13 protein-coding genes and 1 riboswitch are annotated in these 17,839 nt (G+C 36.9%); of the genes, 4 read left to right on the top strand and 9 right to left on the bottom strand.

Features of this window, described 5'->3' with window-relative positions:
* Positions 1-19: 19 nt before the first annotated feature.
* The 5 genes from UFO1_RS08960 to UFO1_RS08940 all read right to left on the bottom strand — a co-directional run bounded on the left by UFO1_RS08960 (position 20) and on the right by UFO1_RS08940 (position 9,356).
* Positions 20-1,891: a glycoside hydrolase gene (locus UFO1_RS08960; protein ID WP_038670098.1), complete on the bottom strand. Its 1,872-nt coding sequence runs from the start codon at positions 1,889-1,891 to the stop codon at positions 20-22.
* Complete coding sequence (locus UFO1_RS08955) at positions 1,892-3,730, bottom strand: glycosyltransferase (protein ID WP_038670097.1); 1,839 nt, start codon at positions 3,728-3,730, stop codon at positions 1,892-1,894.
* A gap of 89 nt (positions 3,731-3,819) precedes the next feature.
* On the bottom strand, positions 3,820-6,492 hold the full coding sequence (locus UFO1_RS08950) for a polysaccharide deacetylase family protein (RefSeq protein WP_038670096.1): 2,673 nt from the start codon (positions 6,490-6,492) through the stop codon (positions 3,820-3,822).
* Between the two features lie 19 nt (positions 6,493-6,511).
* The gene (locus UFO1_RS08945) at positions 6,512-7,834 is read right to left on the bottom strand and encodes a nucleotide sugar dehydrogenase (RefSeq protein ID WP_038670095.1); all 1,323 of its coding nucleotides are present in this window, start codon (positions 7,832-7,834) and stop codon (positions 6,512-6,514) included.
* A 28-nt stretch (positions 7,835-7,862) separates the two neighbouring features.
* Complete coding sequence (locus UFO1_RS08940; RefSeq protein ID WP_144390877.1) at positions 7,863-9,356, bottom strand: porin; 1,494 nt, start codon at positions 9,354-9,356, stop codon at positions 7,863-7,865.
* 178 nt (positions 9,357-9,534) lie between these two features.
* A riboswitch (cyclic di-GMP riboswitch) is annotated at positions 9,535-9,621 on the bottom strand.
* A gap of 741 nt (positions 9,622-10,362) precedes the next feature.
* On the opposite strand from UFO1_RS08940, the gene UFO1_RS24875 reads away from it, so the two are divergent.
* Positions 10,363-10,572: a hypothetical protein gene (locus UFO1_RS24875; protein ID WP_038670094.1), complete on the top strand. Its 210-nt coding sequence runs from the start codon at positions 10,363-10,365 to the stop codon at positions 10,570-10,572.
* A gap of 165 nt (positions 10,573-10,737) precedes the next feature.
* On the opposite strand, the gene UFO1_RS08930 is transcribed toward UFO1_RS24875, so the two are convergent.
* On the bottom strand, positions 10,738-12,207 hold the full coding sequence (locus UFO1_RS08930) for a YdiU family protein (protein WP_038670093.1): 1,470 nt from the start codon (positions 12,205-12,207) through the stop codon (positions 10,738-10,740).
* Positions 12,208-13,216: 1,009 nt separating this feature from the next.
* Positions 13,217-13,843 (bottom strand): hypothetical protein, encoded by a 627-nt coding sequence (locus UFO1_RS08925; protein ID WP_038670092.1) that lies wholly within the window; start codon positions 13,841-13,843, stop codon positions 13,217-13,219.
* A gap of 270 nt (positions 13,844-14,113) precedes the next feature.
* On the opposite strand from UFO1_RS08925, the gene UFO1_RS08920 reads away from it, so the two are divergent.
* Entirely contained in the window at positions 14,114-14,605 is a 492-nt protein-coding gene (locus tag UFO1_RS08920; protein ID WP_038670091.1) for a PsbP-related protein, read from the top strand.
* Between the two features lie 306 nt (positions 14,606-14,911).
* On the opposite strand, the gene UFO1_RS08915 is transcribed toward UFO1_RS08920, so the two are convergent.
* A complete protein-coding gene (locus UFO1_RS08915; protein ID WP_071841999.1) occupies positions 14,912-15,649 on the bottom strand; it encodes an aspartate/glutamate racemase family protein in 738 nt (245 codons plus the stop codon).
* A gap of 103 nt (positions 15,650-15,752) precedes the next feature.
* Positions 15,753-16,643, bottom strand: a complete 891-nt coding sequence (locus tag UFO1_RS08910; RefSeq protein WP_158442786.1) for a LysR family transcriptional regulator — start codon at positions 16,641-16,643, stop codon at positions 15,753-15,755.
* Positions 16,644-17,076: 433 nt separating this feature from the next.
* On the opposite strand from UFO1_RS08910, the gene UFO1_RS25430 reads away from it, so the two are divergent.
* Positions 17,077-17,223: a hypothetical protein gene (locus UFO1_RS25430; RefSeq protein ID WP_173406215.1), complete on the top strand. Its 147-nt coding sequence runs from the start codon at positions 17,077-17,079 to the stop codon at positions 17,221-17,223.
* 127 nt (positions 17,224-17,350) lie between these two features.
* Complete coding sequence (locus tag UFO1_RS25960) at positions 17,351-17,482, top strand: hypothetical protein (RefSeq protein ID WP_256380536.1); 132 nt, start codon at positions 17,351-17,353, stop codon at positions 17,480-17,482.
* Positions 17,483-17,839 lie beyond the last annotated feature (357 nt).

Here is a 17,839-nt window from a genome sequence, read left to right as displayed (position 1 = left end):
CACTTACTTCCTCCTATTATTACAAGTTGACAATAAACCAGTTTATAAGCGTTTCCCATAACTTCTTAAGTTTAAATTCGACGGCATCAAGTCCGTGCAGACTGCTGTCAAATAAAATCTTTTCTTTCTCGGCACCCGTATTTTCTGTAATAACTAGTTTTTCAAATACACCGTCATATACATCATCCGCCAAATTTCTTTGACTCCAGCCATAACCGCCCCATGCCGTTTCAAGGTAAACAGCACCCGCTTTGGTATTAAACACTTGTAAATCCTTTACAGCATCTTTACCATCTATCATAATACTTATCTTATCTCCCTTGAGAGAGAGTGATACATTACGATCGCCTTTTGCATGAACACTGAGGTCAGGTATATATTCCTCTGCGCCCGCTGTCACTGTGGCAGCGTTTTCTAGGTTTTTATCTTTTAATCGTTCTGAGTAAATCTTTGCCTTCTCAGCAGAATTAGCATATTTTACGAAAGTTTCTAGCTCCCGCATTTCAGCCGCTTTTTTATCTTCAGGGATTGACAGGCTTTCTTTACCATCATGTTTATCTAAATTTAATTTAAATAGTTCTTTTTCGGAATCGCCATTTTTCTGCGTAACATATAAAACATTATTGAGAATATGTACAGATAAGAATCGATTCAAATTTTCATCTGCTCTAAGATATATTTTCTGTAAACCAAGTTTATTTCCCTTCAACATTACGGAAAGTTTCATGTCATCAAAATCACTGCTATTCTTTAAGCGCAACAAACCTTTGTCTTTTGGCAAAGAGCTCAAGATCATAGTTTCCTCTTTGATTTCTAGTGCCCCTTTAAGAGTTTCCCATGATTTTTGTTTATTCAAATCGCCTTTGACAAATTCTAAGTCTTGATTATTATCGTATTTTATACGCATTAGCAAATGATTCGTGTACCAGTACGCCTGTGGCTGCATCCTTGTTAAGTCATAAATACTACTGTTTCTCTGATTGAAGGAAAAGCCTTCTCTGTTGAAGTTCATCTTAAACAAATTTTTAATCCAATATTCATTTACAGCACTTACTTTATCATTATTGCCGAAACTCCCTGTATTGGAATGCATTAGAATGTACATTCCAGGTACATACCCGATTGATTTAGTATAAATATCTCGCAGGGTTTCATAGTCATAAGCAATACGGCTTTTCATCTTGGTATAGCTCTCTTTTGGAATACCGTATTCGTCACGAATATAATCCATTAAATAATGATTGTATTTACGTCCTAAATAAGGCGCAACTTTAGCGTGCTCCAATGGATCTAATTCTCCTAGATAATTATTGTATCGATCAAATACGTTAATAAATGCAAGTCGGTATCCATTGGTACCCATTTCCCAAAAAGTTGACTTTTCAAGTTCTATTAGTTCTTCTGGCATTAAAAATTTAGTATCTTTTTTCTCAAACTTTTCCGGATATGTCAGCATTGTAGCTTTAAAATTCATTTCTTCCAAAATCTTTTGCGAAAAAATTGCAGTATCTCTCCTGCCGTCTTCAAAAATCAAAAGTAATGATTTCTCGGGCAAGTTTTTTCCTGATTGATAGTAATTTAAAACATCTTGTTGTGTGATAGTTACATAACCTAAATCTTTTAGCGCTTGCAAATGTTCATGCAAACGCTCCACTCCAATTAGGTTTTGGTTGCCTATTCGTTCTACACCAAAATAGGCAAGAGTAATAAAGCCTTTATCTCCTGAAATTTTTGTATTTTGTGGCGTAAAAGTTTTATACGCTCTTAGGGTAAAAAAAGTTGTTATACAAATAGCAATCACTGCAAGGATGATAATAATTTGTATCACGACACGTATAAATTTTCTTCTGTCTTTTTGGGCAGTGAATTTTTCATTTGATATCGTCATCATCTATGCCCTCTCTTGCTTTTTACTATTCTTTTTTAACAGCTCTGCAAGATCTGCTGGAGTCATGCGTGTTCCCCATGTTGTTTTCCAGAAAGTAAACCAAGCAATGGGCATTTGCCATAAAAGTACGGCTTCGTAGTATAAGCAAAACCATAACCCGTAAATCCAAGTTGAACTTTTTCTAAGAAACAATTGCGCCATACTCATAAGCAATGCCATTAAACAAATACCGATGATAAAGGTTAACGGAAACACCCTGTGTGTAAGTGGAATGTAAATTAAATTATAAAGAACGATAAGGGGTGCTAAGAGCGGCACGAGCACGCCCATATAAAAAGATAACGCCATAAAGGGCTCTTTCTTCCACATGAATACAGCTGCAATTAGCGATTCTCTAAGCCACGAACGCTTCCAGCGCATCTGCTGCTTCAGAAAAATACGATATGTATTCGGTACAATCGTATTACATATTGCAGTATCTTGGTAGCCTGTACGGTTTTCTCTTAATATAAAGTTGGTCATACTTCGATCATCACCGAAAGTGGCTTTTGCTCCCCAAAATCGCTGATTTAACCACGCATCCATATGTTTTACAATCAAATCTTTCCTATAACAAGAGAGAGGACCGGATAAACATGTGACTGCATCAAAATAGCTTTCTGCCGCTTTTATAATACGAAAGGCAATGAAATATCGTACAGCCTGCATTTTTGTGAGTGCATTAGTATACGTGTTAGCAACATCGGTTCTACCAGAAACGCCACCCATTTTCGTATCTTTAAATGGCTGGACGATATTACGAATCGCAAAGGGATCTAAAAAACTGTCCGAATCAACAAATACAATTAATTCGTGCTTGGCCATTAAAGTTCCTTTTGCTAAGGCCTCCCGCTTACCTGCATTTACTTCCTGACGAACACAATAAACCCTGTTTTCGATATCATAACGTTGTTCTTTGATTTTTAGTTCTTCGACGATTTCTTTAATTTTTTTAAAAGATTGGTCGTTAGAGCAATCGTCTACAACAATAACTTCTAATTTGTCGATTGGGTAATCTTGATTAATACAACCTGAAATCGTTCTTTGTATCCATTGTTCCTCATTGAAGCAAGGAACAATGATCGTAACGCCTGGTGTAAAGTCTTTATCAATGGGAACAGGTCGATAAAAAGAACCGAACAAATATCTAGTGAGCAAAAAGGTTGCTGCAATAATGCTATACATATACAAAATTTTATTAAACTTAAAATAAAGTACACTTTCCGCCCTCATCAGAAGAATGCAAGCACTAATAAAAAATAGGAAAAATGCGGCTACCGATAACATATACCAATTTTTCTTCTTGGTTGCATACTGGGCTAGTGATTCTAAAAATGCTACTCCACATAAGGTTTTCCCGTCTGCATTTTTGTCAAAGCGAATATATTTAGCAGCAATATTGACTTTCATTTCATATCCTTCCGGCATACTGCCGGGTGTTATGATAAACCTTAGCTTGATTTGCGATGCGTGACTCAAATCTTGAGCAACCTCATGGGGGACTTCAATTAACATACCGGTAGTCGATATATCAGTACCTTTCCCGTGGCAAGTTACTTTTTTGTCAGCAGAAACATATTCGATTGAAACATCATAATTCACTAGATAACGTCTGCCCATTTTTTCATGTTCTATAAGATTTGAAATATCGCTAGAACCCTCATTATCTTTTACTTGGCGCCTATCTAGATTTGTACGCACACCTTCCTTGTCAGGCACTTTTGAAAGTAGCCTGCGGTCAGGTTTGGCAACAAGTAAAACATCCTTTTCTTCTTTTATCTGTTGTTGAAATAATTTATTCATAGTTCACTTCCTTGCCATTTCCACGCTGCACCAGCATAAAATAAATCAATCTCGCCATTTCACCATAAATTTTCTTGTCCCGACTATTTTTAATCCTTATCATGGCTAGTTAATTTCAGTGACTTTTTTCGATTTATTTGCGAATAGCCATCAATTAAATAGTCGGATAGCCTGCCAACTTTAAACTTGGAAGGATCAGTATCAGATTTTGCTTCATTTGCAGTCAGCAATATATCTAACGCTGTTGGAGTGTATATACAGCTATCCCCCATATGCATAGTTAAAATAGCACCCTTTTTTACACTACCGTTTTTTGCATATACTCCTTCTTTGATAGTTTCAACAAGCTCAGGAATACTTTGGGCCTTATAATCGTATGTGCTACACGAACCAGAAATAATATACTCGTAACCGGTTTCAAACAATGTTTCAGCCCCCATCTTGCTGATTGCTAGCGTTGGTGGACGGAAGAATCTGGTCAAGGCGGTTTTGCCGTTGATTGTTACATCACCTGTAACATCCCGCAATTTTTGATATGCTGTGGCAAGATCCTTGGTATATTCTTCTTTATTCTGGGTTATAACTTGCTTACCTGTTTTCGGATCACGAACCACCATTGGCTTATGTTTGTCAGAATGACTCCCGATATTATGACCTTGCACGGCAATTGTTCGGAGCAAATTAGGGTTATTCAATACATTGTTTGTAAGAACAAAGAATGTCCCTGGGACATTATGCTTATGCAGGACATATAAAATTTTATTGATTGCCGCATCCGTCCCCCAGTCATCGAAGGTTAGGAATATAACATTGTCTTCTGTTTGTACTAAACCGCTCTTATCAAGATGACGAGTCTCCATTTTTGAAAAACCGAGCATACGATCTTCATAAGTAACATCCGCGTTACCAATATAGCGTTTGGAAACTTCGTCGAGGAAATTGTATTGATCAATCGTTAACCTATGAAGATCATTTCTTAAGCGTACTGGAATGTTCTTCGGATCTACTGGGTATTGATAAGTAAATTTTGTATTACTAAGAATTTCTCCGACTGGCTTAATCTTATACTGAGAATAATTTGCAGGATTATTTGCAGGATTATCATAAAATGTTGCATAGGCAATGTTATCCACTTTGCGTTGTTTGATTGTTTCCATCAAATCACCAACCAATCGATCATTGGTATAGTAATCCATTCTAAAATGTATGATCTGTCCGCGGGCTAAAGAAAATATGGACTTACCGAAAATTTCCGCCATAACCTGATCTGCGGAGGTGTAATCTTTATGTTTACTTTGCACAACATTGATTGATTGACCAATTAATTTGCATTCCAGGCTAAAAACGGCTTCTTTTGTTGTATCTGCTACGGCACCCCATGGTTGTTTTACCAAGTTGGTTTTCACACCAAACTGTTCTTGCAAGGTATTACGGCCACGCATAATAGTGTTGCGAGTTTCATCGATTGTTTCCCCATCTTTTGGCCGTATCGCAACACCGATTTCGTGCCCGTTTGCAATAATCCTCCGTAGTGTTTCGGGATATTTTTTCATTTCTATTTCCGCCACAAAGAAGGTTGCTTTAATGCCAAGGCTGTTCAATCTTCCAAGTACATCATTCACTACTGCTTCGTTGGACAGTCCACCGAATGTATAGGAAAGAGCTGGTTCTGTGGTTAAAACTATCTTAATTTCTTTAGCATTGTTATCTACAATCTCTGCTGCATAAGCTGTCCGGCAGGTAAACAAATCCGCGATCTGTTCTCGTAAAAAGTCAGTGATTTTAGGCATAAAGGAAAAAACGTTATTTACTTTAACATCATTACGATTCTGCAATAGGGTGGTTTTTACTGGTTTTGGGGTAGTATTGGTTTTTGAAAAATCCTCCACATAGGCTGTAGTATAATTTGCCTTATCCAACGCAATTAATAATTTTTCTACCGCATCAATAATTTCTTTTTCTCCCAAGTCTGTCGATTGTGGCAACACTTTTAAACCTGGCTGTTTGTCTATAGCTGGTTTTAAGTCTGTTTTTCCTGGTTCATTAACAACCGGCTCGGGGTTAGTTTTTAGTTTAATGGAAACAATACTCCCCGGTTTGATATTACCAACAAAATTGTCTGCTGTAGGAAGAGAGTTTATTTGTTTCACATTTAAGAAAACATCGCTTTTTACAACACTGTTAAACCCAGAGGCTTTCACCACTTGAAGCAATTGATCCGTATATTTGGTTTCATTGCATTTTAAAAGATTTGGCCCCTGATCAGTGGTTACTTTGATAATCTTTTGCGCCCGACAAAAATCTTTAACTATTCTTTCTACGGGGAGATTCTCCATTTTAACCATACCTGAGAGTGTATAATTCTCGATTCTTTGTCCTTCTTTTTTGATGTTTACAACAGTCTGGGGATCTTCGGCAGTCTGCATCCCATCAACAAAAAAAGTCGCTTTTGCATTATATTTTTTCAATAAGTCCAAAATTTGTTGTACACTTGTGCGATCTGTTAATCCATCAAAAGTTAATGCAATATGGCGCTGTCCACTATTGCTATGTGTAATAACCGTTGCCTTCTCTTGACTTGTTTTAAGCTGCGTTAAGGCTTGTGCAGTTTCTGCATCGGCATTATAGGAATTTTGGACATCGGTAATATTGCGATAGTCGCCGGCTGTCTGCGTTGTAAAGAAGTCTTTGGAGAATAGCACCCCCATTAGACAAATACCTATAAGCAGAACCAGTGATGATACAATTTTCTTGTTTTTCACGTATATCATCCCCTTATCATTAAAGACTCCAATAAGAGTAGCCCTTCTCTTCTATGTTCTTTTTGTCAAATATATTCTTGATATCAATAATTACATGCTTTGTTTGTTGTTTTTGTTGTTTTAACATACTTTCTAAGTCCTCTATCTGTAAGTCTTTAAATTGCTGATGTGCTACTAAGAACACCAGACAATCAGCATTTCGAACATCCTTTATATCGACAAGTTCCATATTGAATTCTTTCTTGAACTCAGCCTTATCAGCGACCGGATCTACCACCTTTACCTTGATTCCATAGGAAGCAAGGTATTTAAAAACATCAACGGCTTTTGAATTGCGCATATCCGGACAATTTTCTTTGAAGGTAATTCCCATAATATAAACGTTCGATTTCTTGACATTGATATCAGATTGAATCATTTTCTTTATTACATTATCAGTAACAAAAATCCCCATATTGTCATTAACCTTTCTACCGGCCGCAATAATCTGGGAATGATAACCTAGCACCTCTGCTTGATAGATAAAATAATACGGATCGACACCGATACAATGTCCGCCTACCAATCCTGGATAAAAACCTAAAGCATTCCATTTGGTATTCATAGCATCGATGACCTCTTTGGTATTAATGCCCATTCGATTAAATGCCATTGCCAATTCATTCATAAAAGCAATATTAATATCTCTTTGGGCATTTTCAACTAATTTTGTTGCTTCCGCAACTTTAATGCTAGGTGCTTTATAAACACCTGCCTGAATAATCAACTCGTAGGCAGCCGCAATGTTTTCCACGGTTTCTTCATCCATACCAGATACGATCTTCTGAATATTTTCAAGTTTATGTACTCGATCTCCAGGATTAATTCTTTCTGGAGAATAACCGATTTTGAAATCTTTTCCGCATACCAGATTTGATTCTTTCTCTAAAATAGGTACACAAACGTCTTCTGTAACGCCCGGATATACTGTAGATTCAAAAACAACAATACTGTCTTTTGATAAATTTTGCCCTACTATTTTACTGGCATTAACAATCGGTGCCAAATCTGGCGTTTTATCTCCATTGACAGGCGTTGGAACAGCAACAATGATGAATTTGGCTTCTTTTAACCTAGCTGGGTCCGTGGTAAAATCCAATGCCGTACTTTGAATTTTCTCATCACCAATTTCCTTAGTAGGGTCAATTCCCTTTTTGTAAATATTAATTTTTTCTTGATTCGTATCAAATCCCAGCGTTTTGACTTTCTCAGCAAACGCAACAGCAACAGGTAATCCCACATAACCAAGGCCTACAACTGCTAAAAAATCTTTTTTCGTTCGTATTCTTTCAAATATTTCCATCCCTATCTCATTTCACCTACCTATTAATTTAGAAATAATGAGTTAAGTGGCTCCACCATGTGTCGCCTTTATCTCCGCTGATTTTGTCTTTTAGTCCATAATATTCGATACCTGTAACAACATTTTCTGTCAAAGTATAGTTCATTCCTAAGCCATAGCCTTTAAATCCTTTCATAGAGCTACCTGTGCCATTCATTCCATGAGCAATATACGTGCCCTGGGGTTGATTATAATATTTGGCAAATACTCCATAGGTACCCGGCCTCCATGTTTTTAATTCTCCATAGTTAGCACTAAGCACATAACCTTTGCTATCTGTCAAAGTAGATCCCAAAGCCATGGCCCCTACACCAAAATTACTGAAATTATAATTCCCACCAAGAGTCCAGATTGTGTTTTGACTGTGATCTCCGTCATCCTTTTGGTAGTGATGAGCACCGACTTCAAGATTGTAATCAAAATCGTTATACCGCGCGGTTGCTATCAATGTTTTTTTCGTGTAATCGGTTTCGCCATAACTTACCGTGTATTTTATCGGATCTCCAAACTCAACTTTGACGCCTTTAAAATCGCTATCATAAATATTACCGTCCGCCATAAGGTAACCGAACGAACCTGCTGTCACTATCGATTCACCGCTTTTTCCCGCCACATATAGATGTGAAAGCTTGAAGTCATTATTATAATTTACTACATTCTTTTGACCTTCTAGCATACCATAAGCACGCCAATCCTGATTCACTGCACTATTAAAACCAATACGGGCACGAATTCCAGATGAATCCCGATCTAATTGCCCAGGACCACTATTCAATGCGTAATGATAACGAATTTCTCCATCAATCTTTACTTTGTTATCCAACTGATTGCTCCGGTCACCTATATGACTCAATTCATCTACAAGGCCTGTATACGTTTCCGGTGAGATATAATTTGTATTACTACTTTTTGTTTTTTCCTTAGTTACTGTATTATTTAACTGAACCACTGTTTTTGGCTCAATATCAGCATTATTCCTAAGCATTGTTTTCGGATCAACATAGTCATTATTTAGTGTAAGCATTGTGTTTTTATCAGTAGTGAGTTTGTCTGGATTCGTTATAATTCTCGTTGTCATTTGCGCAATTTCATACGCAAAATCAGCTTTGGCTTTTTCAATATCTAGGTTTTGGTCACCAATTATTTTTGTTGTGATTTGTGCCATTTTATATGCGAATTCATTTCTTTGGTTGTTAGGTAAAATCGGCATTATTTTTGCTGTTACCTTAGCAGTTGAATACGCAAATTCAACTTTAAAGTTCTCGACATTTGTGGTTGGGGTAGATAATATTTTCCCTGTAATTTGTGCCATTTCATAGGCAAATTCAGCTTTGAATTTTTCTGTATTTCCTGGAATTACAAGTTTATTGTCACCCTCGATTTTCATTTCATTTGAAGCATATACCACGTTTCCCCCGGGCTCATTTATTGGTATAACGACTATCGTTGCAACCGAAAACAGTAATATAAAAACCTTTTTCACTTAAAAAACTCACCGCCCTGATAAGATGTATTTTCATAGTCGCGTCTGGTTGTCCCATTACATACGTTTCATTCACCTGAAAGCTTGCTGCAACACTTATACAGGTTAATTCCTCTCGATGGAAAATTGGCAACAAACATCAATTTTTGCACAAAAAAATGCCAGGTTGCATTTCAAGAAATGCAACCTGGCAATCATAGACTTAATCGTCCTTAGACCCATAGCTTTGCGTCCCTTCTTTTCAGAAGGTTTGCCAATTATATACTTTTTAGTTAATTTTCGCTCAATATTGTTAAATTCCTGCATAATTATGGTATATTGTTAAATATTTAAGATACATAACATCTATTATCATAATTCATCTTTCTATTTTTCAAAACATTCCATTATCGATTTCAATAAAATTCCTCTAGAAGCATTTCAAAAGGTTAAATGTAAATACTTTACATTTAACCTAATTACTGGTATATTTAGAATCTATTTTATTTTTAGAGGAGACTTTTATAATGGATTTAACAACTACGTGTACTTTATTATCCAATGCTTCACATTATTTCCCTTGGATTGTACTAATTATAATCGCCTATGAGTTAGTAATATTTGATTAATCAAGATATTTTAAGCAGTAAACTAAAAACACTACATGGCTCGTTAACCCTTGTAGTGTCTGAGATGAGAACGGCATTTTAAAATTTTTGGTCAAAAAAAGATAATAATTTCTTTAAGCACGATCCGAATGAGTTAGCCAAAAAATACACAAAGCAGCTACCAGAGTTAAAATAACCCCTACTTCAAACACATCAGGCCCATCGAACCACATTTCTCCCCCTCCCATAACTATATATGTTTTTGAAAAGCCTTACTATATACATACTTTATTTATCATTTTTTATAACACAATCTTCAAAATAAAAAACACCGTGCTACCAATAGGTACGACGTATATCCAATACCAATTGCATAGCTCGATCACTATGCGTAAATAATATGGTCAGGAGGTGATCATATGACACAACAACAAGCTAGTAACTCGCAACAAGCCAGTAACTCGCAACAAGCCAGTAACTCGCAACAAGCTAGTAACTCGCAACAAGCCAGTAACTCGCAACAAGCCAGTAACTCGCAACAACAACGATCAACCAAAGACAAACAACAGGATATAAAAAATGCTGCCTATATTGCTAGTATAGATCAGCCCAATCACCCAAATACCTAAAGTAAAAAACGGTAACTACTATAATATGTTTTATAGCGGCCTCTGGAGACGTTTTAAAAGCAGTGCCGCTTTGCAAGGTAAAAAGACCACTACCAGTCAAATGACCAGTAGTGGCTTTTTTGAATTCCTATATGGTACTCTCTACATCCTCCCTTTGCTTCTATGTCAGGTACCGCAAAAAGTTCGGTAAGGACGGGTTGATAGCGCTGGCAGTGTAGAGTAATCAGCCTGTTCGGGGGAGTGTGCGTAAGGACATGAAAGAACATCAAGAAGCCGCTCCATTACACTGTATTCTCCTTGCACCGCGGCTTCTAGTGCGGCTTCTACCCGGTGATTACGTGGGATTATCGTAGGATTGCTATTTTGCATCAACTGATGCGAAGAGGCTTCCGCTTCCTGCTGCCTGCCTAGCCTCGCCTGCCACAACTCATGCCATTGAGCAAATTCTGTGGTGCCAAACAGTTCCATATTGGGCCGCATATCAAAAGTTAATGCGCGGAAGGTGTTGGTATAGTCCGCACGATACTTCTTCATCATACCGAGAAGGTCTTCAATAAGATTTTTATCCTGTTCTTCTTCATTAAATATTCCCAGTTTTGCTCTCATTCCCGCAAGCCAATTAGATTGATACAACTCAGTAAAATCTGAAATTGCATCCTGGGCTAGCTTGACAGCCTGCTCCTGATTGTCATGCAACAATGGCAATAGGGTTTCAGCAAATCGCGCGAGATTCCATCCAGCAATATGCGGCTGATTGCCATAAGCATAGCGACCTTGTAAATCAATAGAACTGAATACCGTTGCTGGGTCATAGATATCCATGAAGGCACAAGGACCATAATCTATAGTTTCGCCACTAAGGGTCATGTTGTCGGTATTCATCACCCCGTGAATAAAGCCAACCAGTTGCCATTTGGCAATCAATACGGCCTGCCGTTTGATCACTTCTTGAAGCAAAGAAAAATAGCGGTTCGGAGCAATGTCAACGTTTGGAAAATGTCGTTGCAATGTATAATCAGCTAGGATCCGGAGTTCCTCAATAGTGCCCCAGTTTGAAGCATACTGAAAGGTGCCGACGCGCAGATGACTAGCAGCCACACGGGTCAGAATTGCACCAGGCTGGTAGGTTTCGCGGATTAAGGTCTCACCTGTTGTCACCACCGCTAGGCTGCGAGTGGTAGGAATACCAAGACCATGCATTGCTTCGCTGATGATGTATTCGCGCAGCATTGGCCCAAGTGCCGCTCGACCGTCGCCCCGGCGGGAATATGGCGTTCTTCCTGAACCCTTGAGCTGAATATCAACCCGCTGACCTAGAGGATTAATCTGCTCGCCAAGCAGCAGAGCCCGCCCATCCCCTAACAAAGCAAAATTTCCGAATTGATGCCCCGCGTAAGCTTGAGCCAGAGGCGAAGCACCTTCTGGAATCTGGTTGCCAGCAAATACCGCTATGCCATCTTCACTTTGCAGTGCCTCGGCATTCAACCCCAGTGACGTAGCTAACGGATAATTGAGAATAACCAATTGCGGTGAGCGTACAGCGGTTGGGTTTAGTCTAGTAAAAAACATATCCGGCAAACGGGCATAACTGCTATCTAAGTTCCATCCTGTATCTGATATTGTTTTTCTCTCCATCGTCGTATCTCCTTCGCCTTTGTTCTTTGTGTATCTTAGCTAAAATCATAACGATTCTACGACTTTTCGTTATCTAGTTTATTTACCTACGAAAGGCAGCCTTTTTAGTGTCTACTTCTACTAATTCTATTATACTCTTTTCACACGTTAGGGAACTAAACTACCTCACCAAATTCTATTTTTTATGGATTTTTTTCCCTATATGCACATAATCTAATTATTTGTTTTAGACGATTAAGATAATCCTCTAGTGCCACTCTGTACCTCGCAAGTTACGATTAAATCTCTTGGAATTTAAAATAGAAATAGCCACCGTTAATTCTTTCATCCAGTGGCTTACTAAAAACTATATTAAATTAATTATTAAGGTACATTGTATTCACCTCCTGCATTTAACTACATACAATATATGAGTAAAGATAAAGGAGGAATACTTATGGGTTTAGGTTTTGGAGGCGGTCGCAACGGCTTTGGCGGTTCCGGCTGTATTATTATTATTATTATTATCCTCTTATTCTTATGTTGTGGCGGTGAAGACTCTTTCTCTAGTTGCTAATTTTTCTAGGCTAATCCACTAATTCCCCAACCTCTTGCAACCACGCTTTACCAAAGCGTGGTTTTAATTTTTTGCACAAAAAAAAGCGTCCAGAGGACGCTAACAGATTTAAATCTTAAATTCTCACTGAAATTTTAGAACCTAATTCCTTACATATTTCTTTATTTAATACTTCTTTAGAAATTTCCTTCGGTTTCCTATTTGGTAAATAGATATTTTGATAGGGTTGCTTTCTCAATTCGGTCTTATAAATAGGCGTTATTCGAGTTACTGGAGAAGTCATTCATCCACATCCATTTCATCCATTTTATATTTTACATATATTGGATAAAATGTAATTATTTCCTTTATTCAAATTAATACAAATAGCAACAATAAAACCGCCTACATTTGTAAGCGGTTTCTATCATGTTAATATGCTTTCTACACTTGTAAGGACTTTTGCATATTTGATTATTGAATAATTATTGGAGGTGTTGATATGCTATGGTATTGTGGTTGATCATTACCTAGAATTAAATTGAAAGTTACTGTTGCTTTTGTTGTTCCGTCCCTGCGTATTGGAACTCCTATGACTTGCCATTCATGTTTCATTGTAGACATGCTTGCAGCATATGTAATATTCGAAATAAAAAGGCTTTTTTCTACAATCTGTCCAGGCATTATAATTGTATTTGGTGTAAATGCTGGGTTTCCTGCATCCCGATATTTCATACCATCCAAAAAGGGAATACCCGAAAAAGAATCTATTGATAAATTCGATTCGCTCCATTTCATAATAGCTACTTTAGTTGTTGGGTTATTAATAGATATACGAACTCCCTCAACTGTCGCAGTGTAAGGTACACCGAGTAATCCTTGTTTTGAAGTATAATATGACTTACCCCAATCTTCAACTAGATATCCAGTCATTAATGTAACAAACTTAATGCTAACACCGTTATCTAATACGGTTTCTAAAGGTACAACAGATGAAAATCTAGCATTTGACATATATTGGTCAATTTTAGATGACGCAAGTACTGGTATTGATATGCTAAGTAGAAGAAAAAATACAATCATAGATACTTTTAATTTCAAAACAATCACACTCCTAAACGATTATTACTTATAATGGCATAATTACCATAAAATACATCTTTCTCCTGCAATGATGGCATTCTATTTAAAAAAATTTTAGAAAAAATCAGATTAGCTATAAGTATCACGTTACTCACTCTTACTCAAACTTAAGAAATAGTAAGCATTTACCGATATATTGGTGGAATATGGGAAGCCCATTAACTAAAGGGAAACGTATTTACTTTAATAAAATCTTCAGAATCATGCTGAAAAATAGGAGGTCTTCATTTGAAACGTATATTATTATTTGTTGTATTGTTTACTGTATTTATGACAAATTGCACCTTTGCGTCCGAAGGAAGTGTGTATGAGGATCGATTCCACAATACATTTCGCATCACATTGCCCAACGACTGGCAAATCAGCAACTTTCATGGAACTTTATTCGCGGCAACTTCACCCAGTAGTTCCACGATTAAAGTTTATATTTCTCTTGGATATACTGAAATAGAACCTAGCGAGGAAGAGATAGACAGATTTGCAGACTTTCTTATTGAAAACGCAGGTAAGTTAGAAGATAAGCACAATATAATGATTGACAACCGCAATGCCATACGTTTTATAACTGTTGATAACAATAAATCGGTATATAAAGTTAGCTACCTTTTCTACAAAAAAGGGGTTATTGTTAGGGTAGAAGGTGACGGTAACCTCAGCCAACTAGATGAAGATCAGAAAAGTTTTGATCAGATTATGTCCAACTTTGAGTTTCTATTTTAACTATTGTCTAATTTATTATGAAACAGCAATCTGCTGCAGCGAAGCCCTTTCTAATATTTTTTATCCTCCTCCCTCATCCTTTGTGTATACAACTCTTATTTATCGGAGATAATTATGTTGACGCATACTCACGTCGTTGACACATCTCTCCCATTCTTCTCTCAGCTCTCTTCTAGAGAGCCTTTTTTATGTCTTGGTCTAATTAACTCAGTGGGGTGCAAAAGAAATTTGGCCATTCATGCCTGACAATTTAAAGTTTAGTCATAGCAAAAAAACCTCTAGATTCCCTAGAGGTTCTTGGTATCGTTAGAGATTGCAATATAGGTCCGTCGGAGATGATTTCAAATTGATTTTCATTGCTTGATTAACAACTGTTTGTGCCAATATCTTAGTTGGGTCAATCAATTGATAATTTCCACTAATGCAAGGAAATAGCAAGGGTATTTCTGTGCATCCCGCAATGAATGCGCTTACCCCCATTTGCTGATACTTAAAAATTATTTCTGACAGTAACTTGTTATTTGAATTGTCTTCGATTCGCCCTGCCTTTGCCTCTTGGATTGCTAGCGATACAATCTTTTGTTCTTCAATATTTGGAGTAAGTACAACTAACCCTTTTGCCAAAAATGCTTTTTGGTACATTTCTGTTTTAACCGTAGCGACACTTGCAAACAGCATAAACTTTTCAGTGCTATCTAACTTTTGAACTTTCACATAATCTGCTGTATTTTCAATCATGTTAATTAGCTTAACATTCACAGCTTTTTGAATGTCTTGATACCAAAAATGAGCTGTATTACATGGCATCACCAAAACTTCAGCACCTGCTTTTTCAAGTAACTTGGCCGAAGAGATAAGTTCTTTCAGCGGGCTTTCTGTTCCATTTATAATCGCATTAATACGTGAAGGTATTTGGGGATTATTATAAACAATGACCTTTAAATGCTCTTGGTCGGTACTTGCTGGAGTATTTTTGATTATTTTTTCAAATAAATCGGCTGTTGCCATAGGTCCCATTCCGCCTAATATCCCAATCGTTATCACTTGAATTCCCCCTCATTTTACTCTATAAATTTATACTACAGAATTTATAAATAAAAAGGAAATTCAAGTTATTAATTTACTTATAGAAACTTCTTATTATTGTCTATAGAAGTTCCTTTATAGTCTTATCTGCACCAGGTTGATTAGCTAAAGCTAATAACAAAGCGTACATCGGAAGTGTGAAAGTTTTATCGTGATGATATACTAACGATATCTGTAACTGAATTAACGGTTCTCTTTCAAGGACAATTAATTTCCCAATCGCTATCTCATCCTTTATCAATGTTGTTGGCAAATAAGAAATACCTAATCCAGCTATAACAGCACGTTTAATTGCCTCGGAATCACTATACTCAATCGGCGACTGTAAATCTTCATTTCCCGTCAATTCATCTAACTTTCCTCTTAATACACTTCCTACTGTGTAGTTGATAACAGGTAAATCATTATTATCTTTTACTTCATTGTTTTTGATAAACTCTTGACTTGCCACCCATAAAACATCTTCCGTCCATATTCCATGCTGTCTAATTTGCTTAAATGTATTTTCTCCGTGTATAAAACCAAAATCATAACGACATTCTAATATCCCTTTTAAAACATCTTGCGTATTCATGCAGATCTCTACACTAATGTTAAGAGACGGCATTTGCCCTTGGAGTTCCTTTAAAACGAAAGGCAAAAAATAATTTATCATTTGTGTTGATACACCTAACCTAATAGTTTCGCTCGCATGACTAAAAGTTGCCATAACGTTTTGTGTCTCTTCATACAAGCTTACAATCCGCTGAGCATAGTCTATCATCTTCTTACCCGCGTCAGTCAATGTTAACCTTTTCCCGGTTCTCTCGAATAACTTCACACGAAAAGCATCTTCTAGGCTACAAATTTGAGCAGTTATAGCTGGCTGTGAGAAACTAAGCTGTTCTGAAGCCCTCGTAATGTTAAGCAATTCAGCTACCAATAAAAAGGTCTTAAATAATCCTATATCCATAAAACTACACCTACAATACCATGTTCTTGAAACACTTATTTTTCTTATTATAACATTCCAATGTTTAAGGGCAATAGGGACAAGCATAATGTATAGAACTCCTATTTATTGGTGATAATTCTATTGACGCATACTCACGTCGCTAACAATCTTTCCCATTCTTCTCTCAGCTCTCTTCTAGAGAGCCTTTTTTTATGCCTTTGGTAACACCGATCTTGATGGTTAGTCTTATTCCGAGCTGTAATCCTTGGTATTAGTCTTCCTAGTTATATATCCGGCATGATCAATTCACTGCGCATTATTAAGTCGATTGACTTGCGCATTTAGCGCAAATCATTGGTTCACCTCTTATGTTAAATACGCATATCTTAAATAAAGAGCACTGCTCAATTTTTATACTGATCCAAATTTCACCTCGAAAGGGGGTGACATTATGATTATTGATTTTGATGAGGAAAAGTTTAAAAATGAAATTAAAAGCATAGCCAAAAATTTTGGAGCATCATCGAGTGATTCTAAAAAAGTAGCTTCAATGGCTTTATCAGTTGTATTAAAATCAAGCAGACCCGTAAATCAATAAACTCTGTTTCAATACCAGCAAGTAAATTTGCTTGCTGGTTTTTTCTGATTTAATCCCAAATTTTATTTTCTTCCGCATACTTTCTTTTAATATCCTCAGAAATAGCCGGAGGAGCAGGAGGCGTCCCATGTTCTGCTCAATCCAAGTCGTTACTGAGCCAGCAGCTAGAGAACCTGCTATAATCGCCATAATGCCATATGGTTCCTTAAGATATTGCCAGTATGCACCGATACAAAAAAGAAGTTGCCACATTAAATAATACGAACATCAATATATGGTTAAAGAATACAAAAACTACAGGGCTCACTAGGCCGTGTAGTTTTTGTATTGCTATATAAGTTAGCGGATGTCACTGCTTCGATTGCATATTTACTAAAAATCATCGCGGTACAATGTCGTCCTCTTCATTTTTTCACTTTCCATTTAAATAAAAAACACCATCTTACCAAGGCAAGACGGGATTAATCGTACAAGAAAATATCCTGTCGTAGGATTACGTTTTCCTATATATGGTTTCAAAATTTCTGACATATATCAATGGATTCGCTTATTCATAAAACCATGTTTTTTGTATAAATTCGCCCCGCCTTGCAAATTGCCTTACGATAAACGCACC

Origin of the sequence: Pelosinus sp. UFO1, assembly GCF_000725345.1 — a bacterium.
Taxonomy (GTDB): Bacteria; Bacillota; Negativicutes; order DSM-13327; family DSM-13327; genus Pelosinus.
The sequence above is the reverse complement of the archived record's forward strand: the minus strand, read 5'-3'. Positions and strand labels throughout refer to the sequence as shown.